At 68.2% G+C, this 20,920-nt stretch carries 21 protein-coding genes; 17 read left to right on the forward strand and 4 right to left on the reverse strand.

Annotated features, from left to right (window positions below; genetic code table 11):
- Nucleotides 1-942, reverse strand: coding sequence for a LysR family transcriptional regulator (locus ASD56_RS05950; protein WP_055963747.1), 942 nt, complete (start codon nucleotides 940-942; stop codon nucleotides 1-3).
- A gap of 235 nt (nucleotides 943-1,177) precedes the next feature.
- Here ASD56_RS05950 and ASD56_RS05955 point away from each other — a divergent pair, with 235 nt between their 5' ends.
- From ASD56_RS05955 to ASD56_RS06010, 12 genes are all read left to right on the forward strand, one after another.
- On the forward strand, nucleotides 1,178-2,479 hold the full coding sequence (locus ASD56_RS05955) for an ABC transporter substrate-binding protein (protein WP_055962417.1): 1,302 nt from the start codon (nucleotides 1,178-1,180) through the stop codon (nucleotides 2,477-2,479).
- A 78-nt stretch (nucleotides 2,480-2,557) separates the two neighbouring features.
- A complete protein-coding gene (locus ASD56_RS05960) occupies nucleotides 2,558-3,517 on the forward strand; it encodes a carbohydrate ABC transporter permease (protein WP_055962420.1) in 960 nt (319 codons plus the stop codon).
- A gap of 1 nt (nucleotide 3,518) precedes the next feature.
- On the forward strand, nucleotides 3,519-4,355 hold the full coding sequence (locus ASD56_RS05965) for a carbohydrate ABC transporter permease (RefSeq protein ID WP_055962422.1): 837 nt from the start codon (nucleotides 3,519-3,521) through the stop codon (nucleotides 4,353-4,355).
- 112 nt (nucleotides 4,356-4,467) lie between these two features.
- The gene (locus ASD56_RS05970; protein ID WP_055962425.1) at nucleotides 4,468-5,262 is read left to right on the forward strand and encodes a TIM barrel protein; all 795 of its coding nucleotides are present in this window, start codon (nucleotides 4,468-4,470) and stop codon (nucleotides 5,260-5,262) included.
- The gene (locus ASD56_RS05975; protein WP_055962428.1) at nucleotides 5,259-6,782 is read left to right on the forward strand and encodes a GMC oxidoreductase; all 1,524 of its coding nucleotides are present in this window, start codon (nucleotides 5,259-5,261) and stop codon (nucleotides 6,780-6,782) included. Before ASD56_RS05970 ends, ASD56_RS05975 begins: the two co-directional genes overlap by 4 nt.
- Nucleotides 6,783-6,842: 60 nt before the next feature.
- Nucleotides 6,843-7,238 (forward strand): C-glycoside deglycosidase beta subunit domain-containing protein, encoded by a 396-nt coding sequence (locus ASD56_RS05980; RefSeq protein ID WP_055962431.1) that lies wholly within the window; start codon nucleotides 6,843-6,845, stop codon nucleotides 7,236-7,238.
- Nucleotides 7,235-8,335, forward strand: coding sequence for a sugar phosphate isomerase/epimerase family protein (locus ASD56_RS05985; protein WP_055962433.1), 1,101 nt, complete (start codon nucleotides 7,235-7,237; stop codon nucleotides 8,333-8,335). The genes ASD56_RS05980 and ASD56_RS05985 overlap by 4 nt, the downstream gene beginning before the upstream one ends.
- Before the next feature lie 34 nt (nucleotides 8,336-8,369).
- Nucleotides 8,370-9,422, forward strand: a complete 1,053-nt coding sequence (locus ASD56_RS05990; protein WP_055962436.1) for a sugar phosphate isomerase/epimerase family protein — start codon at nucleotides 8,370-8,372, stop codon at nucleotides 9,420-9,422.
- Between the two features lie 10 nt (nucleotides 9,423-9,432).
- Nucleotides 9,433-9,849, forward strand: a complete 417-nt coding sequence (locus tag ASD56_RS05995; RefSeq protein WP_055962439.1) for a C-glycoside deglycosidase beta subunit domain-containing protein — start codon at nucleotides 9,433-9,435, stop codon at nucleotides 9,847-9,849.
- The gene (locus tag ASD56_RS06000; protein WP_055962441.1) at nucleotides 9,846-11,033 is read left to right on the forward strand and encodes a Gfo/Idh/MocA family protein; all 1,188 of its coding nucleotides are present in this window, start codon (nucleotides 9,846-9,848) and stop codon (nucleotides 11,031-11,033) included. The genes ASD56_RS05995 and ASD56_RS06000 overlap by 4 nt, the downstream gene beginning before the upstream one ends.
- 43 nt (nucleotides 11,034-11,076) lie before the next feature.
- Nucleotides 11,077-12,078 carry a sugar phosphate isomerase/epimerase family protein gene (locus ASD56_RS06005; protein WP_055962444.1) on the forward strand — a complete coding sequence of 334 codons (1,002 nt, stop codon included), beginning with the start codon at nucleotides 11,077-11,079 and terminating at the stop codon, nucleotides 12,076-12,078.
- Between the two features lie 8 nt (nucleotides 12,079-12,086).
- A complete protein-coding gene (locus ASD56_RS06010; protein WP_055962447.1) occupies nucleotides 12,087-12,956 on the forward strand; it encodes a ThuA domain-containing protein in 870 nt (289 codons plus the stop codon).
- 66 nt (nucleotides 12,957-13,022) lie between these two features.
- On the opposite strand, the gene ASD56_RS06015 is transcribed toward ASD56_RS06010, so the two are convergent.
- The 3 genes from ASD56_RS06015 to ASD56_RS06025 form a co-directional block, all read right to left on the reverse strand.
- Entirely contained in the window at nucleotides 13,023-14,033 is a 1,011-nt protein-coding gene (locus tag ASD56_RS06015; protein ID WP_055962450.1) for a hypothetical protein, read from the reverse strand.
- Nucleotides 14,034-14,051: 18 nt separating this feature from the next.
- Complete coding sequence (locus ASD56_RS06020) at nucleotides 14,052-14,465, reverse strand: hypothetical protein (protein WP_055962453.1); 414 nt, start codon at nucleotides 14,463-14,465, stop codon at nucleotides 14,052-14,054.
- 64 nt (nucleotides 14,466-14,529) lie between these two features.
- A complete protein-coding gene (locus ASD56_RS06025; protein WP_055962454.1) occupies nucleotides 14,530-15,786 on the reverse strand; it encodes an ROK family protein in 1,257 nt (418 codons plus the stop codon).
- Nucleotides 15,787-15,916: 130 nt separating this feature from the next.
- Between ASD56_RS06025 and ASD56_RS06030 the strand changes: the two genes are divergently transcribed.
- The 5 genes from ASD56_RS06030 (at nucleotide 15,917) to ASD56_RS06050 (ending at nucleotide 20,891) form a co-directional block, all read left to right on the forward strand.
- The gene (locus ASD56_RS06030; RefSeq protein ID WP_055962457.1) at nucleotides 15,917-16,957 is read left to right on the forward strand and encodes a Gfo/Idh/MocA family protein; all 1,041 of its coding nucleotides are present in this window, start codon (nucleotides 15,917-15,919) and stop codon (nucleotides 16,955-16,957) included.
- On the forward strand, nucleotides 16,954-17,715 hold the full coding sequence (locus tag ASD56_RS06035) for a hypothetical protein (RefSeq protein WP_055962460.1): 762 nt from the start codon (nucleotides 16,954-16,956) through the stop codon (nucleotides 17,713-17,715). Before ASD56_RS06030 ends, ASD56_RS06035 begins: the two co-directional genes overlap by 4 nt.
- A gap of 107 nt (nucleotides 17,716-17,822) precedes the next feature.
- Nucleotides 17,823-18,842 (forward strand): VOC family protein, encoded by a 1,020-nt coding sequence (locus ASD56_RS06040; protein ID WP_055962463.1) that lies wholly within the window; start codon nucleotides 17,823-17,825, stop codon nucleotides 18,840-18,842.
- 88 nt (nucleotides 18,843-18,930) lie between these two features.
- Nucleotides 18,931-19,896 carry a fumarylacetoacetate hydrolase family protein gene (locus ASD56_RS06045; protein WP_055962466.1) on the forward strand — a complete coding sequence of 322 codons (966 nt, stop codon included), beginning with the start codon at nucleotides 18,931-18,933 and terminating at the stop codon, nucleotides 19,894-19,896.
- Nucleotides 19,893-20,891 carry a cyclase family protein gene (locus tag ASD56_RS06050; protein ID WP_157535780.1) on the forward strand — a complete coding sequence of 333 codons (999 nt, stop codon included), beginning with the start codon at nucleotides 19,893-19,895 and terminating at the stop codon, nucleotides 20,889-20,891. The genes ASD56_RS06045 and ASD56_RS06050 overlap by 4 nt, the downstream gene beginning before the upstream one ends.
- The last annotated feature ends 29 nt before the right edge of the window (nucleotides 20,892-20,920 follow it).

Here is a 20,920-nt window from a genome sequence, read left to right on the forward strand (position 1 = left end):
TCACGCGATGACGTGAGCGTTCTCCTCGACGATGCGGCCCGCTTCCTCGAACAGCCCGCGCATCCAGGTGTGCTCCGGGTCACGGGTGTGGCTTGGGTGCCACCACAGGGCATTGACGAGCGGCGTCGCATCGAACGGCAGGGGCACCACCCGGATGCCGCCGATGCGGAGCATGTGGGGGGCCAGCGCCGCCTGCACGAGACCGATCCGGTTCGTTCCGCTGACGAAGTGCCCGACCGACAGGAAGCTCTCGAGTACCACCTCGATGTGCGGCTCCACCCCGAGCTGCTGAACCTGACGGGCGGCGGAGGTGAAGGCGGACCGCGACTGGTACGTCATCACCCAGGGCAGCTCCGACATGTTCTCCATCGTGAGCTCGGCGCCGACGGCCGAGTTGGTGTCGGACACGACCGCCAGCCAGCTGTCGTGCCACAGGTCGAGGAACGGCAGATCCGAGACCGGGCCATGCGGGATCACCATGCCGTCGGCGGATCGCAACTTGGTCGCGGCGTCCTCGACGATGACGGGGTTGTGCAGCATGAAGCGGAATCGCACCCCGGGCGAACGCTCGGCGGCGAGCCGGGATACGACGGTTCCGAGGGTGACGAAGCCGTAGTCCGACCCGTAGATCGAGAACTCCCGGGTGGATTCCTCCGGACTCCATGTCGCCTGGCTCTCGAACACGCGCCGTGCGGCTTCCAATGCGGTGGTGGTGTGTTCGATGAGTCGCAGCGCGAACGGCGTGAGCTCGTAGGTGTTGCCACGGCGGGCGAGGATCTGATCGCCGAAGTGGATGCGAAGCCGCCCGAGCGAGGCGCTCAGAGCGGGCTGGCTGAGATGCAGGCGCTCAGCGGCGCGGGTGACGCTCTTCTCCGTGAGCAGCGCGTCGAGCGCGACGAGCAGGTTGAGGTCCAGGCGTGAGAGCAGGGCGTGATCGGTCACCACGACGTGAACCTCCGATGCAAGAGCGGTCGATCCACTGTATCAACGGAGGCTATGCCCACGGGGGTTGGTATACGCGGGGTCGATGGTGTCGAAAATCGACCGGGGTCGTCCCGGCTTATGCCGCATATCGTAAACCCTTATGTGCGTTTCCGGCACATGATCGTGATACTGGACTCACAGCACAGGCGCTCGAATGGACGAGCCGCCGACAATGAAGTCAGAAAGGCTGGACATGTCACAGCACAGTCACACCGCTCTGCGTCGAGGAGCCCTCATCGCGGTCCCCGTCATCGGAGCGCTGCTCCTGGCCGGCTGCTCCGGCTCCGGCGGCGATTCGAACGACTCGGGCGACGAAGGCGCGGCCGAGTTCTCGTTCACGTTCGCGACCTCCAATAACCTCGAGAGCCCGTACGAGACGCTGTCGAACGCCTACATGGAGGCGAACCCCGACGTCACCATCACGACGAACCCGACGCCGAACGACAAGTACGGCGAGACCATCCGCACGCAGTTCCAGGCCGGCAACGCGGCCGACGTCGTGCAGACGACGCCCGGATCCGGCGACGCCCGCGGCATCATCCCACTCGCCGAGGCCGGGTTCCTCGAACCGCTCGGCGAGACCGCGGCATCGCTCGTGCCGCAGGGCAGCGAGACGATCTTCGAGATCGACGGCGAGGTCTACGGCCAGCCGATGGACTTCACCATCGCGGCAGTCGTCGCGAGCATGGGCACGGCTGCCATGAACGGCCTCGATGCGTGGCCGACGAGCGAGGACGAGATGTACGACGCGTGCACCGCGCTCGCCGGTGACGGCAAGTCGCTCCTCGTGGTCGCCGGCGCTGCGCCCCCCAACGCGGGGCTCACCGCGCAGGGCATCGCCGCCACCCGCGTCTACGCCCAGGATCCCGACTGGAACGAGCAGCGTGCCGCCGGCGACACGACGTTCGCCGAGAGCGAGGGCTGGGCCGACACCCTCCAGACGATCATCGACCTGAACGAGGGCGGCTGCTTCCAGGCCGGTGCCGAGGGTGGTGGCTTCGACGCCATCACCAACGGGCTGTCTCAGGGCACGTCGGTCGGCAGCTTCATCCCCTCGGGCTCGGCCGTCGAGATCGCGACCGCGGCACCGCCGGAGGCCGACTTCAAGGTGCAGCCCTTCCCGCCGGCAGATGGAGGCGACCCCTACATCATCGCGAGCTCGAACTACACGATCTCGATCAACGCCGCATCGGAGAAGAAGGACGCCGCCGCCGACTTCGTGGAGTGGCTCGCCACGCCCGAGGCGCAGGAGATCTACTACGAGGCATCCGGCCTCCTGCCCATCTCGAACTACCAGGACCTCGATCTGAGCGAGACCATCTACTCGCCCGTCGTCGACCTGCTGGCCGAGGGCTCGTACACGCCGCTGCCGAACAACATCTGGCCGAACCCGGCCGTGTACGAGGCGCTGCAGGTGGGCGTCCAGGGCTTGCTCACCGGTCAGAAGACCGTCGACCAGGTGCTCCAGGACATGGACAGCGCCTGGGGCGAGTGATCACCGTGACCGCCCGGGCGCATGACGCCCGGGCGGTCACTCCCACCTCCGCACGATGACGTACGAACACGAGGAATCATGACCGCGACACTCAACACCGAGACCGAGGCGCTGATCGTTCCGAAGCGCGATCGCCGCGGCCGTCGTCGCGATGCCGCCACCCGCCGGCCCGGTCTGCTGAAGTTCGGGTACTGGTGGTGGGCGCTGCCGGGCATCCTGCTCGTCCTCGCCATCCACTACGTCGCCACCGCGATCGGCGGATTCTTCGCCTTCACCGACTGGTCGGGCATCGGCGACTTCACCTGGATCGGGTTCCAGAACTTCGTCGAGATCTTCAACGATCCGACGCAGATCGGCGCCGTCACCAACACGCTCTTCCTCGCGTTCGCGTCGGTCATCCTCAGCAACATCGCCGGGCTCGCACTCGCTCTCGGCCTCAACCGCGGTCTGAAGACCCGCTACGCACTCCGCGTCCTCTTCTTCATGCCGGTGGTGCTGAGCCCCCTCGCGGTCTCGTACGTCTGGAAGTTCATCTTCGACTTCAACGGTCCGATCAACGGCGTGCTCCGGGCGATGGGCCTCGACGAATTCGCCAAGGCGTGGGTCGCCGATCCGACCTGGGCGATCTGGACGGTGCTCGTCGTCATCGTGTGGCAGAACACCGGCTTCGCGATGGTCATCTACATGGCCGGCCTCGCCGCCGTGCCGATCGAGATCGAGGAGGCGGCGGCCATCGACGGCGCGACCCTGTGGCAGCGCTTCTGGCACGTGACCTTCCCGTCGATCCGACCGGCCGTGGCCATCGCCACGACACTCGGGCTCGTCAACGGCCTGCGGGTCTTCGACCAGATCATGGCGCTCACCGGCGGCGGTCCGGCGGGAGCGACCGAGACCCTCGCGACCCAGGTGTACAAGGAGTCCTTCGCCCTCGGCAACTTCGGCTACGGCGCGGCGCTGGCCCTCGTGCTGACGCTCATCATTCTCGTGTTCGCCGTCATTCAGCAGCGAGTGACCAGCGGCCGTCCCGAGGAGGACTGACATGTTCCGCTACACCAAGCTCACCGCGGCCCGCGAAGTGGTCTTCTGGATCATCGCCGTGATCTTCCTGGCGCCGTTCTACTTCCTGGTCACCACGGCCTTCAAGTCCGACGAGGAAGTGCTGACCACTTCGAACCTCGCCCCGCCCACGAGCCTGGACTTCAGCAACTTCACCGAGGTCCTCACGGCGCAGGGCAACTCCAACGTGATCCAGGGCCTGGTCAACAGCATCCTGATCACCGCCGGCAGCATCCTCGGCCTCATCCTGCTGGGGGCGATCACGGGATATGTCATCGCACGGAGCACCCGCCGGTGGAGCCGGGCGGTGTTCTACCTCTTCCTGATCGCGATCGTGCTGCCCACGCAGCTCGGCACCGTGCCGTTGTACATCGGGGCGAGGGCCATCGGCCTCACCGGGTCGATCGGGGGCATGATCATCCTCTACACCGGCATGCTGCTTCCGCTGTCGATCTTCCTCTACGCCGGATTCTTCCGCGGCCTCGGCACGGAGTACGAGGAGGCGGCGACGATCGACGGCGCCTCCAGGACGCAGATCTTCTTCCGCATCGTGCTTCCGCTGATGTCGCCCGCCACCGGGACGGTGGCCATCCTGGCCGGTCTCATCGTGTGGAACGACTTCTTCACGTCGCTGATCTTCCTCGGTGGCTCGCAGAACCAGACGCTGCCTGTGGCGATGTACTACTACATCGGCTCGCTGGTGTCGTCGTGGAACAAGATCTTCGCGATCGTCATCGTGTCGATGATCCCCATCCTGGCCTTCTACCTCTTCGCCCAGAAGCGCTTCATCCAGGGCTTCGCAGGTGGGTTGAAGGGCTGATCAGCATCTACCGATTCGAGGGCGGCCGGATCGTCGAGCACTGGGACGTGCTTCAGCAGGTTCCCGTGCATGCCGCCCACGACCATCCGATGTTCTGACTCTAAGGACGACCATGTACCAGCTCGCACCCAATATCGAACTGCTCTTCACAGAGGCCGGCGACTATCACGACCGCGTGCGGGCGGCCGCGGCATCCGGTTTCACGGCCGTCGAGATGTGGGGGCCTACGGGTGTCGACGCGCCTTCGACGCCCAAGGACCTGCCGGCGCTGAAGGCGGCGCTGGATGAGACGGGGCTGCAGCTGACCGCGCAGCTCGCCGAGCCCCGCACGCAGTTCATGATCCCGCCGTGGGACCACTCCGAGTTCTACCGCAAGCTCGACGAGGGCGTCGAGATCGCCCATGTCCTGGGCACCCCGCGGATGGTCGTCGGAAGCGGCACCGGATTCGGCGGATGGAAGCGCCAGGTGCAGCTCGACAAGCTCATCGAGATCTACCAGAAGGCCATCGCCCAGATCGAGGGATCGGGGATCACGCTGGTGCTCGAGCCGGTGAACGTCCGTGTCGATCACCCCGGGTCGCTGCTGGACCGCACGAGCGAGGCGGTCTACGTCGCGCGCGGCGTCGACTCCCCGTTCTTCGGCGTGCTCTACGACCTGTACCACTCGACCGTCGAGGGGGAGGACGTCGCGGCCGAGCTCGCGAACGCCGGCGACCTCATCCGGTACGTCCAGCTCGCCGACGCTCCGGGACGCGGCGAGCCCGGCACGGGTGCGATCGACTGGGAGGCCCGTCTGGGCGAGCTCCGCGCCTCGGGGTACGACGGCCCCATCGGCCTCGAGTACTACCCGCAGGCCCCGTCGGCCGAGTCGGTGAAGCGGATCGTCGCACTGGCGGCCGCCGCATGAGCGCGCGCGCCTACCCGGACGCGGTCGACGTGGTGATCGTCGGCAGCGGCCCGACCGGAGCCGCATACGCCCGCATCCTGAGCGAGGAGGCGCCGAACGCGACGATCGCGATGTTCGAGGTCGGACCCACCGTGTCGGACCCACCCGGTGCGCACGTGAAGAACATCGAGGATCCCGCCCGGCGATCCGCCGCCCAGCACGCATCCCAGGGCCCCTCGGCGGCAGCGGAGACGGTCAGCAACCCCGGAGCCGTCAAGAGCGGGCGGCGTCTCGCCCGGGCCGGCACCTTCCTGCTGGAAGACGGCTATCAGCAGCCCGGCGAGGACGGCCTGCCCGTCGCCGCGATGTCGAGCAACGTGGGTGGCATGGCGGCCCACTGGACCGCAGCGTGCCCGCGCCCCGGTGGCAGCGAGCGCGTCCCCTTCGTGCCCGACCTCGACGAACTGCTCGACGAGGCCGAGCGCCTGCTCGGCGTGACGACCCACGCCTTCGACGGCTCGCCGTTCGGCGACCTGGTGCGCGAGCGCCTGGCCAAGGCCGTCGACGAGGGGCGCGTCGACGAGACGCGCGTGCAGCGGATGCCGCTCGCCGTGCACCGCCGTGAGGACGGCCGCCTCGTATGGTCGGGATCCGACGTGGTGCTCGGCGAGACTACCCGGGCGAACGAGAACTTCTCCCTGCACGACGAGTCGCTCGTCACGCGGGTGCTGCTCGAGGACGGACGTGCGGTGGGCGTCGACGTGCGCGACGTGCGCTCAGGCGCGACCCACACCGTGCGTGCCCGCTTCGTCGTGGTCGCCGGCGATGCTCTGCGCACCCCGCAGCTGCTGTGGGCCTCGGGCATCCGCCCCGAGGCTCTCGGGCGCTACCTGAACGACCAGGCCCAGATCGTGTTCGCGGTGCGACTGCGCGATGTGCCCCCGCTGGCCGCCGACGTGCCGGCAGACGGCGCGCTCGCGGAGTACAGCGGCGTCAGCTGGGTGCCGTTCACCGACGACGTGCCCTTCCATGGGCAGGTCATGCAGCTCGATGCCTCGCCGGTCCCGCTCGCCCTCGACGATCCGGTGCAGCCGGGATCGATTGTCGGCCTCGGCCTGTTCTGCGCGAAGGACCTGCGGCGAGAGGATCGGGTGGCCTTCGATGACGTCGAGCGCGACGCGTACGGGATGCCGGCGATTCGTCTTCACTACCGCCTGACCGAGGCTGACCACGCCGTCATGGAGCGGGCACGCGAAGAGATCGTACGCATGGGCGCCGCCATCGGTGACCCGCTCGACTCGCACCCCTTCACGATGCCGCTCGGCGCGTCCCTGCACTACCAGGGCACAACGCGCATGGGCCGCAGCGACGACGGCGAGAGCGTCTGCGACGCCGACAGCCAGGTCTGGGCAGCCGGGGGCCTGTTCGTGGCGGGCAACGGCGTCATCCCGACGGCCACGGCGTGCAACCCGACTCTGACCAGCGTCGCGCTCGCTATACGCGGAGCATGGAAGGTCGCCGCCGAACTCGCTTACGGTTGACTTATGTAGGAATACGACATTATACTGTAGAAACAAGGACAAAGTAGTCAAGGAGGACTTGTGATCCCCGATCGCATCATCGAGCAGGGCACGCTGAAGACCGATGGCGCACGCGCCGCGGTCGAGGTGCGCATTCCCTGGTACCGAGCCCTTCCCGGCTCCTGCATCGCGGGCGCCGGCCTGAAGATCGACGGCGTCGCCGCTGATCCGCAGTCCCTCCGCTGGACCATGAACGGGCGCGAGTTCACCTTCGCCGAACTGGCGACGAACACCGACGAGTGGTGGTTCCCGCTGGACTCCGCTGTGCTGTCCGGCGATGTGGAGGCGGCCCCGGATGCCGAGCACGAGGTCGAGGTCGATCTCACGCTCTTCATCCCGTACATCGTCATCTCCGACTCCGAGGTGCTCCACATCGAGGAGCACGACAAGAAGACCATGAAGGCGGTGGCGGCATGACCGAGCTCGGCACGCCCATCCAGGGCGTCACCCTCTACAGCTTCACCCGCGCCTTCCACGGCCGCGAGTACGACCTCGAGGGCCTCATCCGCAAGGTGGCTGCCGACGGCTACGGCCCCGGGCTCGAGATCATCGGCTTCTCGAGCTTCCGCGGCTTCCCCGATATCGACGACGCGTTCGCCGGATGGTTCCGGGACCTGGTCGACGAGGTGGGTCTCGTGACGACCTCACTCGCGGTCAACGCCGACATCGGCATCCACCGTGATCGCCTTCTCAATCAAGATGAGCTCATCGAGTACATGCGCCGGCAGATCGCGGCCGCGGCCAAGCTCGGCTTCCCGATCGCGCGGGTGCAGATCTCGCTCACCCCCGACTCGATGGAGGCGCTGGCGCCGATCGCCGAGGAGTACGGTGTCACCCTCGCGCTCGAGGTGCACGCCGACCAGTACGCGTCGCATCCCCGGATCCTCGCTCTCCGCGACCGCTACGAGAAGGTCGGCTCGCCCTACCTGGGGTTCACGATGGACTGGGGCGCCACAGTCTCGGGCTTCGCCCCATCGCTCATCGAGGCCTACCGTCGCCGCGGCGCCTCGGAGGAGCTGCTCGCGCAGGTCACCGGGCTGTGGAACGAGTTCTACGAGCAGGGTCCGCCCGCTGATCAGGCCGAGCACGGCCAGCGCTTCGGCCGATTCATCGGACTGGCTGCGCAGAACGGGCGCCCCGATCTCGGCATCGACTTCGGCATCAACGGCACAGGTCTGTTCGGGCCCGCCCGCGTGGACGATTGGCTCGAGATCATGCCGTGGATCCGTCACGTGCACGGCAAGTTCTTCGGCATCGACGAGAGCGGCGAAGAGCCGTCGGTTCCGGTGCGCGACCTCATCCGCATTCTCGTTGAGAACGGCTACAACGGCGCCGTCTCCAGCGAGTACGAGGGCTGGCACTGGAACCACTGGCAGAGCCCCTTCGACATCATCGCCGGGGAGCAGGCGGTGCAGCGGTCGGCCGCGACGGATGCCGGCAGCCGCATGATCACGGATGCGGCCGAGGCCCGCGGCATCCTCTCCACCCACCTCGCTCAGCCCGTCCGCGGCTGATCCAACCGACTTTCGACAGGCTCAGGACCAGATCATGACTGACAACGACGGCATCGCCGGCACGGGCATCAAGCTCGGGATCACCCTCTACTCGCTCACCTCGGAGTTCGCCGCCGGACTTTACACGCCCGAGACTCTGATCAAGGCGGCCGCCGACGAGGGTCTCGGCCCGGGCATCGAGTTCAACATCGCGCAGATGCTGCGCACCTACCCGGATGTGGACGACGAGTTCGTCCGCCTCTGGCGCGACAGCATGGACCGTTACGGCCTCGAGCCCAGCGCGATCGGCACGAATCTCGATATGGGACGCCGCAAGGAGCGCGACATGACGCGCGACGAGGAGCACGACTTCCTCGCGCGCCAGCTCAAGACCGCGCACACCCTCGGGTTCAAGAAGGTCGTGATCCGGTCCCATGGCAAGGAGTTGCTACGCAGCCTGCTGCCGCTCGCAGAGAAGTACGACCAGAAGCTGGGCTACGAGATCCACGCACCGTCAGGACCGAACAATCCGCAGGTGCTGCAGATGCGCGAGATGTATGAGGAGCTGCAGTCGGATCGCCTGGGGTTCACCGCCGACTTCTCGTCGACGATGCACTCGCTGTCGCCGACGCTGCTGCGCACGATGCGGCAGATGGGCATGCCTGAGGAGTACTTCTCGGTCATGGACGAGATCTGGCACGAGCCGACGCCGATGCACGTGCGCAACCAGAAGTTCGAGGACTTCCTCACGTCGCAGGACTTCGACTTCGCCCGGCTCGGGCCCTTCACCCGGCTCGCCTTCAACATGCACGGGCTCGTGCCGCCGGAGGAGTGGCTCGACATCATGCCGCAGATCTTCCACGTGCATGCGAAGTTCTACGACATCGACGAGAACGGCGACGAGCCGGCCATGGACATCCCGCGGATCGTGCGGCAGTTCGTCGAGGGCGGCTACCAGGGCTATCTCTCCAGCGAGTGGGAGGGCCACGCCTTCTCGGACCTCGGCGAGTCCGACCCCATCGACCTCGTGAAGAAGCAGCACGCGCTGATGCGCCGCACCATCGAAGAATCCGTCGCAGCCGGCACCGTCGCCGGAACAGTCAGGTAGGGGACAGGCCATGGCCACTCACAACTCGCTCTTCTCCGAGAAGGACGTCCGCCGTCGCGAGGACGGGATCGGCGTCGCCGTCCAGCTGCCCTGGTACCGGAGCCTGTGGCTCTCGGCGGTCGACGACGTCTCGGCATCCGTCAACGGCGTGCCGGTGCCCAAGGAAGACCTGCGGTTCGAGCTCAACGGCACGAGCTACCGCATCGAGGAGCTGCCCGAGCAGTGGGACACGCTCTGGTTCGTCGCCGACAAGCCTGAGGTCGTCATCCCCATGGATCACGCCCCCGAGGCGGGGGAGAAGCTGACCGTCGAGGTCGTGCTGACGATGCGCCTGCTGTACATGCAGATCATGCCCGGTCAGGACGGCGGACCCGGTCGCTACGTGACCAACCGGGTGCCCGTCGAGCGCGAGGTCGTGCTGGCATGACGCTGCGCGTCGCCATGATCGGATACGGCTTCATGGGCGCCGCGCACTCGGTCGGGTGGCGTCAGGCACCCCGGATGTTCCCATTGCACGAAGAGGTCGAGATGGCCGTTGTCGTGGGCCGCAACGCCGAAGCGGTCGCGGATGCCGCGGCTCAGTGGGGCTGGCAGGAGTCGGCGACCGACTGGCGCAGTGTCATAGCGCGGGACGACATCGACATCGTCGACATCGTGACACCCGGCGACTCACATGCCGCGATCGCGATCGCCGCGCTCGACGCGGGGAAGCACGTACTCTGCGAGAAGCCTCTGGCCAACACGGTTGCTGAGGCCGAGGCGATGGCCGCTGCCGCGGCTCGCGCGGCCGCGAACGGCGTCCGCTCGATGGTCGGCTTCACATACCGGCGGGTACCTGCGGTGACTTTCCTGCGGGACCTCATCGCACAGGGCGCGGTCGGTGAGATCGCGCAGGTCCGCGCGGCCTACCGTCAGGATTGGCTGGTCGACCGCGACGTGCCGCTCGCGTGGCGCCTGCAGAAGGATCACGCGGGCTCGGGCGCGCTCGGCGACATCGGCGCCCACATCGTCGACATGACCCAGTTCGTCACCGGACTCGATGTGACCGCGGTCTCGGGAGTCGTCGACACGATAGTCAAGGAGCGCCCCCTGCAAGGCAGCGGCTCGGGTCTTTCCGGCCGCGCGCGGGAGGGCTACGGCGAAGTCACGGTCGACGACATCGCGATCTTCACGGGGAGACTGTCGACCGGCGCGCTCGTCTCCTTCGAGGCGACCCGCTTCGCCACGGGTCGCAAGAACGACCTGTCGATCGAGGTATCCGGCGACAAGGGCGCGCTGCGATTCGACCTCGAGGACCTCAACACGCTCTGGTTCCACGACCGCACCGCCCCGAACGCCACGCAGGGCTTCACCCGGATCCTGGTGACCGAACCGCAGCACCCCTATGTCGGGGCGTGGTGGCCCGCAGGGCACGGTCTCGGCTACGAGCACGGCTTCAGCCATCAGGTCGTCGACCTCGTGACCGCCATCGCGGAGCGGGCTGACCCGCACCCGTCCTTCGCCGAGGGTCTCGCCATCCAGCGTGTGCTGGCCGCCGTCGAGGAGAGCGCGGCGCATGACTCCGCCTGGGTGCACATCGCGGCGACGGTGGCGGCGCCGCCCAGCCGCTGACCATCTCGCCGAACCATCCCGACCCACCAAGCGAAGGAGCTCCATGTCCCGTCCGATCACTCTGTTCACCGGCCAGTGGGCCGACCTCCCATTCGAAGAGGTCGCGCGGCTCGCGGGCGAGTGGGGCTACGACGGCCTCGAGATCGCGTGCTGGGGTGATCACATCGACGTCTCACGCTGGGATGACGACCAGTACGTGCAGTCGCGACTCGATATCCTCAAGCGCCACAACCTGCAGGTCTGGGCGATTTCGAACCACCTGACCGGCCAGGCCGTGTGCGATGAGCCGATCGACGCACGTCATCGCGGCATCCTCTCGGACCGGGTGTGGGGCGACGGCGACCCCGAAGGCGTGCGTCAGCGCGCCGCCGAGGACATGAAGAACACCGCGCGGTTCGCAGCGAAGCTCGGCGTGAAGACCGTGAACGGCTTCACCGGCTCGTCGATCTGGAAGGCCGTTGCCATGTTCCCGCCGGCACCCGACGAATGGATCGACGCCGGCTACCGAGATTTCGCCGCCCGGTGGAACCCCATCCTCGACGTCTTCGAGGACGTGGACGTGCGGTTCGCTCTCGAAGTGCATCCCAGCGAGATCGCCTACGACTACTGGACGACGAAGCGGACGCTCGAGGCCGTCGGGCACCGGGTTTCCTTCGGCCTGAACTTCGACCCGTCGCACTTCATGTGGCAGCAGCTCGACCCGATCGCTTTCGTCCTGGACTTCGCGGACCACATCTTTCACGTGCACGTGAAGGAGTCCGTGACCAACCTCGACGGCCGCAACGGCGTGCTCGGCTCGCATCTGCCGTGGGCGAATCCACGTCGCGGCTGGACCTTCGTGTCCACCGGGCACGGCGCCGTCCCCTGGGAGCCGCTGTTCCGTGCGCTCAACGCGATCGGCTACGACGGCCCCACCTCGGTCGAGTGGGAGGACGCGGGGATGGACCGCCTGCACGGTGCACCGGAGGCGCTCGCATTCGTCCGCAGACTCAACGAGATCACGCCGCCGGCCGCCGCGTTCGACGCCGCCTTCTCGACGAAGTGAGGACCGAGATGACCGATGTCGTCAACGTGCTGATCCTCTCCGGTCACATGACACGTGAACACGACAACGAGCATCGGAGCTTCCGTCAGCACAACCAGTGGCTGACTACTCTTCTCGAGGACACCGGACGATTCAGGGTCCGAGTCGTCGAGGATCCGCGTGGACTGGGCCGCGACGTCATCGACAAGTACGACGTGGCGATAGTGGTCTTCGAAGGCCGCGACGGATATCACGACAAGGCTGTCGGCTTCGGTGCCGAGACGGATGCCGCGCTGCTGCGCTTCGTCTATGACGACGGCAAGGGAATCGTCTGGTTCCACGGGTCAGCGGCGCAGGAGGACGACTGGGGCTATCCCGACGAGTACAACGTGATGCGCGGCTCCCGGCTGACGGTGGCGGGCGGTCTGCGTCCGCGCCCGTGGGGTGAAGCGCAGCTCGACACCGTCGAGCCGCGCCACCCGATCACCGAGGGCATCAGCGCGCGATGGACGGTGACCGGTGACGACATCCTGACAGGGGTCGAGATCGCCGAAGGCGCCAGGGTGCTGCTGACGACTTTCGACGACCTCGAATCATATGAGAATGCGCCCGTGTGGCCGATGTCGCACTACCCGGTCGCGATTCCCCCGGAGGGGATCGCCGCGCTGCCGGGCATGAACACCGACCAGCCGATCGCGTGGGTCAACGAGTACGGCGCCGGGCGCTCCTTCACGATCACGATCGGCCACGACATCGACACGTTCCGCCGCATCGAGTTCATCCGCATGTTCCCGCGCGGAGTGGAGTGGGCGGCGACCGGCGAGATCTCGCTGCAGGGGCCGGATCGTCGTGGCGAGCGGCGGTTTCTGCCCTGGCCGTACTACAACCGCGAGGGGTGACCTCGGAGGTTCAGCCGGCCTCGCGACGCTCAGGGAAGCGCGCCGCGGGGCCGGCTGCTCGCGTGGTCAGGCGGCGAGCGATGCAGCGCCGTCTGCCAACGCGGCGCTCGCGAGCTCGAGGTGGGCGCGCGTGGTCGCCAGCGGATCGTCGTCGAGCCACTCCTGGCCGCCCCACTCGCTGCAGAGCGTCCCGGCGAAGCCGACTCGGTGCAGCGCGGCGGCCAGGTCGCGGATGGGCTGCGACACCCGCGCATCGGAGTCGTCCAGGTCCCAGAACTTCAGGTGGGCCGCGGACAGCAGCGGCAGGACCGGGACGACGTCGGCGATGCTGCTGCGCCCGAAGCGCACGAGCAGGTTCATGTAGAGCGTGTGCACCTGGGGGGGCACGGCGCCCGAGCGCAGAACATCGACGACGGCGGCGGCGGTCGCCGGGTCCTGCCACTCGTCCCGCAGGCGGCGCACCAGATCCGATGGCAGGCCAGCCGTCTCGAGCTGTTCGAGGTAGGTCGTCGGCAGCGCGGGCATCAGCATGCTGATGTCCAGCAGCAGGCGCACGTGCGGGCTGTCGATGCGCGCCAGCGTCTCGTACGCCGGCGCCGCTCCGGGGTTGCCGGGAGCGCCCTGGCCCTGTGCCTCCTCGAAGAGCACGAGGTCCAGCTCCTCCAGCAGAGGCACGAGCCGGCCCAGAAGCACGGGTCCCGCCTGACCGAGCGGCAGGCGGAGGCCGGTGGCGCCCATTTCGGCCGTCGCGCGCAGCTGCGGCTCGAGGAAAGCGTAGCGCTCGTCCTCGGAGCGTCTGCGGCCGGCAGGGGTCCAGTCGTCGAGGCTTCCGCCCACGATGCTGACACGGCCGTCGATGCGCGCGAGGCGCTCGCCGAAGGCCGTGGCCTCCGCGGTCGAGGGCTCGGGGAACGAGCGCCACAGCTGCCCGAGTTCGACCTCGATGTGCGTAGCGAGGCCCTCTTCGATGAGGGATGCCGCGACATCGGGCGCGGTGCGATCGGCGGCGATCACGGTCGGGGTGAGGTTGAACGCGCTGGCCGAGAGGGTCCAGCCGGTGGGGAGTGCTCGGGTCATTTTTCGCTCCGGCTCGTATCAGGCGACATCGCGCGAAACGGTCGCGACGGCGGTCGGGGCATCCGTCACGAGTGTCCGTGACGCGGTGAAGGGGAGGCGCAGCGGCCCGTCCGGACCGGACTGGAGGTACGGCACCACGAGCTCGAACACGACGGTGACCTCATGAGCGCCGGGTGCGACAGGCCTCCGACCCCGGAGGACGACGCGATCCTGGACGAACCACCATTCCCGCTCGTGGACCAGCGCCTCGGACGGGATCGACCGATCGCCGATCTGCACCAGCAGCGGACCTGAGGGGGCGCCGTCGATCCGCACGACCGGGCCTGAAAGGCTCGCGACCGGGAGCGATCGGATCCAGGGCAATGACAGTCGCAGCGCGAACCCGTCAGTCGTCGAGGACAGCGCGTCCGCACGCAGGGCATGGAGCGTCATGGCTCTCCTTCGATCCGTCGCTTATGCGTCGAACCTACACCCTTATGTCGAAAGAGCGAAGAAGTTACATAGTCAGCGACGCCGGCGGCTGCTGGTCCGCGAACCAACGCGGGAACGTCGCATCGAAGAGCTGCTCCTTCACCATCTCGACGCCGCCGCGCAACGGCTCGGTGACGTCATTGATCGACTGGACGATGCTGAGGTCGCGCGTCGCGAGCGGAAGCGAGAGTTCGTAGACCCGCTGTCGCACCTCAGCGAGGAACACCTCACCGGCCGCGGCCACTGCGCCGCCGATCACGATCACGCTCGGGTTGAACATATTCACCAGTGCGGCGATCGACTCGCCCACGACGCGGGCGGAGGCCTGGATCAGCGAGATCGCGAAGGCGTCGCCGTTCTCGGCCGCGCGGGAGATGTTCTCGGGGGTCGGCGGGATGCCGTCCGCGGCCTGGCGGGCGAGCTGTCCGCCGGCGCCGGCGGCGATCGCCGCTTCGGCGTCGCGGGTGAGCGCCCAGCCCCCCGCGACCGCTTCGAGGCACCCGACCTTGCCGCACCGGCACTGCAGATCGGATCCAGCCACGCGCACGTGCCCGATGTCGCCCGCCGCGCCGTTGGCCCCGCGGTGGATGTGACCGCGCGACAGCAGGCCGGCACCGATCCCGGAGCCGATCTTGCAGTAGATCAGGTCGATGTCGTCCTCGTGGCGGCGGGCGCGCTCTCCGTAGGCGAGCAGGTTGACGTCGTTGTCGACCCAGACCGGCGCGTCGAAGTGCTGTTCAAAGCGACGGCGCACATCGAACCCGTTCCATCCCGGCATGATCGGCGGTGCCACCGGACGACCGGTTGCGAAGTCGACGGGACCGGGAAGGCCCACGGCTACGCCCCACACCGGCCGCTCATCGTGGCGCTCACGCAGCTCGTGGACCATCGCGAGCGTGGCCTCCAGTGTCTCCGCGGGGCCCCGGGAGATCTCCCAGTCGCGGTGACTCTGATCGATGATGACGCCGTCCAGGTCGGACAGCCCGACGTGGATGTGCAGCGCGCCCAGGGCGCAGATCACGATGTGCCCGCGATCGGACCGGAATCGAAGCGTGCGCGGAGCCCGTCCGCCCGATGAGGGCCCGTAGTCGCCGTCGCCGAGGAATCCCATTTCAATCGCCTGGTCCACGCGCTGCGCCACCACGCCGCGACCGAGGCCGGTCACGCGGCCGATGTCGGGGCGCGTCGTCGCGTCGCCCGTTCGCACCATGTTGACGATGCGCAGAAGGCTCGTCACCTCGTCCGTCTGAGCGCCGAAGCGCAGTGTCGTTCGCGTCGCCATGGTTGATCCTGACACAACTGCCCGTTGCTGGAGCGCAAGCTAGAGCAGTCTTGCGGCATTATGTTCCAACTTGGGCTTTAAAGCGACCGAAGTCCGGGTTACGCTCGAGGCCCAACGATCGGAGTCCGGGATGCACAACGTGGGTGTGATCGGCGCAGGGCCCGGCGTGCGGGCGCTCCACGTGCCGACTCTCGGGTCGCTGACCGACGACTACCGGATCGTGCATGTCGCGGACGCCGGCGGCGGTCGGGCAGAAGGGGTCGCGCGAACCGTCGACGCGCGCTGGTCTGGGTCCGCGGACGCGCTACTCGCAGATCCGGCGGTCGACATCGTCGCCATCTGCACGCCTCCGGCCACGCACGCCGCCCTCATCCTCGCGGCCGTCGCCGCCGGCAAGCGTGCGATCTTCTGCGAGAAGCCGCTCGCCGTCTCCACCGAGGAGCTCGACGCGGTGCTGCGAGTCTGCGCGGCGAACGACGTGGTGCTGGTGGTGGGGACCAACCACCTGTTCGATCCGGCCTGGGACCGCGTGAAGCAGCACCTCGACCGGACCCGCGCCCGCGTTCTCAGCGTGTCCTCGACGGTCGCGCTCGCGCCGAACGACCGCTACCACGCCCTCGTCGCCGACACGGTGCCCGCCGCTGTGCCGGAGCCTCGGCCGCCGATCGACCTCTCGGACCCGATCATGTCCGCCGCCATCGTCCGTCAGCTGCTCACCGGACTCGCGATCCACGACCTCCCTCTCGTGCGGGATCTGCTTCCCGAGTTCGAAAGCGTCGAGTTCGGGCGTGCCGTGGCGCCGATCGGGTACGACGTCGGGATCCGGGCTGGCGGAGCACTCGCCCGCCTGTCGGCCGTCATGCTCCCCGCGGGTGCGGACAGTCGGTGGCGCTTCACGATCGTGACCACCCATGACCGCGTCGAGATCGACTTCCCGCCCCCGTTCGTCCATGTCGGCAGCGCCCGCGTGAGGGTGCGAGACGAGGCAGGCCGGGTGACGCGCTTCCCTGTGGTCGACGAGGACGGATATCAGGCCGAGTGGCGATCACTGGCGGAGATCCTGCGTGGCGAGCGACCCATGGAGTACGACGAGCTCGAGGCCGACGCACGCTTCGCCATCGCGCTGGCGGACGCTGCGGCCGACGTCGTGCGACGAGGAGCGGCGGCATGACCCGCCTACCGGTGTGGGGGGAGGATGCCGCGTTCCGCGCCGCGATCGCGCAGCTGGCGGATCGCGCACGGCCGGCTACCGGTCCCGCCGGAGCGGTCTGCGTCATCGACGGTGGTCGCGCAGCAGCCCAGTACCCGCACGTCGCAACCGCCGGCCCGCTCGCGCTGATCGTCACCGACCCCGCTCGCGTCGCGGATTCACTGCTCGCCGAAATGTCGACGGCCGGCGTCCCGGTGATCGTCCACCGCCCTCGGCTGCGCAGTGACGACGTGGCTGTGACCGGTGACCCAGGGTCGCTCCGCCTCCTCACCGTCGACGTCGTGGCGTCGGGGGCGGAGCTGCGGGAGACGACGGTCGACGCCGTCGGGTGGGCCCGCTCGCTCGCCGGCGGGCCGCTGGTGCTGCGCGGCGGCGCCCGGTCGGAGGCGGCGCTCCTCGTGGCACTCGACGGCCCTGGCGGTGTACCCGTCTCGCTGAGCATCACGCGGCTGATGTCGGCCACGAGCCCGTCACTCCTCGTCGTCGGTGTCGGGGAACGGCGTGTCGAGGTCGAGATCGAGGAGGTCCTGGGGGTGCACGATGTGAGGATCCACGACGCCGATGGCGAGTGGCGGCCCCGCCCTCGCCATGAGGCTGCAGCGAGACTCGCCCTCCGCCGTGCGCTCGCCGCGGTGGACGGGGCTGTCGTCGGCGATCTGGACGACCTCGTCCATGACCGGGCGCTGGCGGACACCATGCTGCGCGGCTTCTCCTCATAAGCATCGTCGATGCCAGGCATCGACATGATCTGCTTCCCTGATGCGCGACTTCGGCCGGATAGTGGAAGAAGGGTCGGGATCCGCCGCCCCACCGGAAAGGATCGAAGATGATCAAGCTGCTGTCCCACCTGTCGTTCGTCGCGATCACGACGCCGGACATCGAGGCATCCGTCGACTTCTACGTCAACCAGGTCGGCCTCGTCGAGGTCGCCCGTGAGGATGACCGTGTCTACCTCCGCTGCTGGGGGGACTACTACAAGTACTCCGTCGTGGTGGTCAAGGGCGACGAACCGGGGCTCGAAACCATGGCGTGGCGCACGTCGAGCGCCGAGGCTCTCGAAGAGGCCGCGAAGCGCATCGAGGCGGCCGGCGCACAGGGCGAGTGGTTCGACGGCGAGGGCATCGGGCGCGCCTACCGCTTCACCGGCCCCTTCGGCCACAGCATGACGCTGCACTGGGACGTCACCCGCCACCACGACAGCGAGGGTGACGCGGCATCCATCTACCCCGACCGTCCCTCGCGTCGTAGCAAGATCGCCGGCGCACCCCGCCAGCTCGACCACGTCACGATCGCGACGAGCGACGTGGACGGCTTCGTGAAGTGGTACGTCGACACCCTCGGCTTCCGCTTCATGGCGCGCACCGTGCTCGACGAGGCCCCCATCTCGGTGTTCTCCGTGCTCACGACGAACGAGAAGTCGCACGACCTCGGCGTCGTCCTCGACGGCTCGTCCCGTGCGGGCCGCATCAACCACTATGCCTTCTGGGTCGACACCCGCGAAGAGTTGCTGATCGCCGCCGACGTGCTGGGCGAGAACGGCTACCCGATCGAGTACGGCCCGTCGATCCACGGCATCGGCGAGCAGAACTTCCTCTACTACCGCGAGCCGTCGAGCCTGCGCATCGAGCTCAACACCGGCGGCTACCGCAACTACGTGCCGGACTGGGAGGCGAACACCTGGAAGCCTTCGCAGGGGTCGAACAACTTCTACCGGAACAGCGTCATGCCGATGTCGATGACCGAGTCGTTCCCGCCCGCCGACGGTCCCAGCGCGACCGAAGAGGGCGTCCCCGACGAGATCAAGGACGCTCTGCTGAACCCGTACCAGAAGCAGGGACAGGGCTGACACCGCCGCGGGCGGCCCTAGGCTCCTCCTTGCCGGGGCCGCCCGCGACACCACTTCGCACGACGATGAGCGATGGGACGCACAGACGATGACGACCACTGCAGGACCCGAGGCGCCGTTCGCGCTCGCACGCTTCCGAGAGGGGGCGGGCAGCCGGCTCGGCCTGGTGGCGGGCGACCGCATCAGACCGCTCTCCGAGCAAGACCTCGGCGCCGCGTCGCTCAACGAGTTCCTCGCCGAGCCCGACTGGGACCGCCTCGCCGCGCTCGCCGATGCGGAGGGGGAGTGGATGCCGCTCTCCGCCGTCACACTGACGGCGCCGGTCGAGCCTCGCCAGGTGCTGCAGACCGGGGCGAACTACCGCCAGCACGTGATCGAGCTGGTCGTCGCCGGACTCACTCAGGACGGCACCCGCACGCCGGATCAGGCACGCTCGTTCGCGGCCGACATCATGGACAACCGCAAGCGCAACGGCGAGCCGTACTTCTTCATCGGCCTTCCCGCGTGCGTCGTCGGTGACGACCAGACGCTCGCCCTGCCGGCCTACAGCAAGGTGCACGACTGGGAGCTCGAGCTCGCCGTCGTGATCGGACGCGAGGCGTTCCGGGTGTCGCCCGAGGACGCGATGAGCCATGTCGCGGGCTACACGATCGCCAACGACATCACCACGCGCGACTACGTCTTCCGCAAGGACATGAAGGAGATCGGCACCGACTGGTACCGGGCCAAGAACGCTCCGGGCTTCCTTCCCACGGGCCCGTTCCTGGTCCCGGCGGCGTTCGTCGAGGGCGGCAATCTGACCGTGCGCCTCGAGCTGAACGGTCAGGTGATGCAGGATGCCTCGACCAGCGACCTGCTGTTCGACATCCCGGCCCTCGTCTCCGCGGCGTCTCAGACCATGCCGCTGCTGCCCGGTGATCTGCTGCTCACCGGAAGCCCCGCGGGCAACGGCCAGCACTGGAAGCGGTTCCTCCAGGACGGGGACGTCATGACCGGCTCCATCCAGGGGCTGGGAACGCAGGTCGTCCGCTGCGTCGAGGAGCCGGCGCGGTGACCACGCCGACGGAGGATCCGGCCGAGCTGGACCGCAGCGATCCCGCAGCGGAGGTCGCTGCGCGCGCCGCCGCCTTCCGGAACTGGGGTCGCTGGGGCGAGGACGACGTGCTGGGCACCCTCAACTTCATCGAGCCGTCCAAACGCGTCGAGGCCGCCGCCCTCGTGACCGAGGGTCGCATCGTCTCCCTGGCGCAGGCCTTCGACACGAACGGTCCACAGAAGGGCTGGCGGCGGCGCACCAATCCGGTGCACACCATGACCGACACCGGCACCGACGCCGAACGCGGCAGCCAGGGGTTCCCGCACGGCATCGGCGGCGCGGACGACGTCATCGCCATGCCCCTCCAGTGCTCGACGCAGTGGGACGGCCTCGGCCACATCTTCGACCACGGCAACGCCTGGAACGGCCGCCGTGCCGGTGACGTCGTGACCAGCGACGGCGACCTCGTCACGGGCATCGAGCACGCGGCATCCGTCATCGTCTCGCGCGGTGTGCTGCTCGACATGGGGCGGCACCTGCAGACGGAGACGGGCGAACTGCCGGACGGGTACGCGATCACCGTCGCCGACCTCGAGGCGTGCGTCGCCGCGCAGGGCGCGAGCAGCGCCGTCGGCCGCGGCGACATCGTGCTCGTCCGCACCGGGCAGTACGCGCGGACGCGTCGCGACGGCTGGGGCGACTACGCCGGCGGACCGGCGCCGGGGCTCTCGCTCACCACCGCGGGCTGGCTCCACCGCACTGAGATCGCGGCGATCGCCACCGACACGTGGGGTTTTGAGGTGCGGCCGAACGAATTCGACGCCCCCGCCTTCCAGCCGCTGCATCAGGTGGTCATCCCGAACATCGGACTGACCATCGGCGAGATGTGGAACCTCGACGAGCTCGCCGAGGCGTGCCTCGAGCGTTCCCGCTGGGACTTTCTCCTCTCGGCGGCGCCGCTGCCGATCACGGGTGCGGTCGGTTCGCCGATCAACCCCGTCGCCATCCTCTGACCCATCCGTCCCTCACCAGAACATGGAGG

The sequence above is a fragment of the Microbacterium sp. Root166 genome, from assembly GCF_001427145.1.
Lineage (GTDB): Bacteria > Actinomycetota > Actinomycetes > Actinomycetales > Microbacteriaceae > Microbacterium.

What these genes read in the sequence shown, in the direction of transcription:
- ASD56_RS05965 (WP_055962422.1), top strand. Translation starts at nt 3,519, where the DNA reads ATGTTCCGCTACACCAAGCTCACCGCGGCCCGCGAAGTGGTCTTCTGG.
- ASD56_RS06040 (WP_055962463.1), top strand. Translation starts at nt 17,823, where the DNA reads ATGATCAAGCTGCTGTCCCACCTGTCGTTCGTCGCGATCACGACGCCG.
- ASD56_RS06005 (WP_055962444.1), top strand. Translation starts at nt 11,077, where the DNA reads ATGTCCCGTCCGATCACTCTGTTCACCGGCCAGTGGGCCGACCTCCCA.
- ASD56_RS06035 (WP_055962460.1), top strand. Translation starts at nt 16,954, where the DNA reads ATGACCCGCCTACCGGTGTGGGGGGAGGATGCCGCGTTCCGCGCCGCG.
- ASD56_RS05985 (WP_055962433.1), top strand. Translation starts at nt 7,235, where the DNA reads ATGACCGAGCTCGGCACGCCCATCCAGGGCGTCACCCTCTACAGCTTC.
- ASD56_RS05955 (WP_055962417.1), top strand. Translation starts at nt 1,178, where the DNA reads ATGTCACAGCACAGTCACACCGCTCTGCGTCGAGGAGCCCTCATCGCG.
- ASD56_RS06025 (WP_055962454.1), bottom strand. Translation starts at nt 15,786, where the DNA reads ATGGCGACGCGAACGACACTGCGCTTCGGCGCTCAGACGGACGAGGTG.
- ASD56_RS05990 (WP_055962436.1), top strand. Translation starts at nt 8,370, where the DNA reads ATGACTGACAACGACGGCATCGCCGGCACGGGCATCAAGCTCGGGATC.
- ASD56_RS06020 (WP_055962453.1), bottom strand. Translation starts at nt 14,465, where the DNA reads ATGACGCTCCATGCCCTGCGTGCGGACGCGCTGTCCTCGACGACTGAC.
- ASD56_RS05975 (WP_055962428.1), top strand. Translation starts at nt 5,259, where the DNA reads ATGAGCGCGCGCGCCTACCCGGACGCGGTCGACGTGGTGATCGTCGGC.
- ASD56_RS05995 (WP_055962439.1), top strand. Translation starts at nt 9,433, where the DNA reads ATGGCCACTCACAACTCGCTCTTCTCCGAGAAGGACGTCCGCCGTCGC.
- ASD56_RS06000 (WP_055962441.1), top strand. Translation starts at nt 9,846, where the DNA reads ATGACGCTGCGCGTCGCCATGATCGGATACGGCTTCATGGGCGCCGCG.
- ASD56_RS05970 (WP_055962425.1), top strand. Translation starts at nt 4,468, where the DNA reads ATGTACCAGCTCGCACCCAATATCGAACTGCTCTTCACAGAGGCCGGC.
- ASD56_RS06010 (WP_055962447.1), top strand. Translation starts at nt 12,087, where the DNA reads ATGACCGATGTCGTCAACGTGCTGATCCTCTCCGGTCACATGACACGT.
- ASD56_RS06045 (WP_055962466.1), top strand. Translation starts at nt 18,931, where the DNA reads ATGACGACCACTGCAGGACCCGAGGCGCCGTTCGCGCTCGCACGCTTC.
- ASD56_RS05960 (WP_055962420.1), top strand. Translation starts at nt 2,558, where the DNA reads ATGACCGCGACACTCAACACCGAGACCGAGGCGCTGATCGTTCCGAAG.
- ASD56_RS06030 (WP_055962457.1), top strand. Translation starts at nt 15,917, where the DNA reads ATGCACAACGTGGGTGTGATCGGCGCAGGGCCCGGCGTGCGGGCGCTC.
- ASD56_RS06015 (WP_055962450.1), bottom strand. Translation starts at nt 14,033, where the DNA reads ATGACCCGAGCACTCCCCACCGGCTGGACCCTCTCGGCCAGCGCGTTC.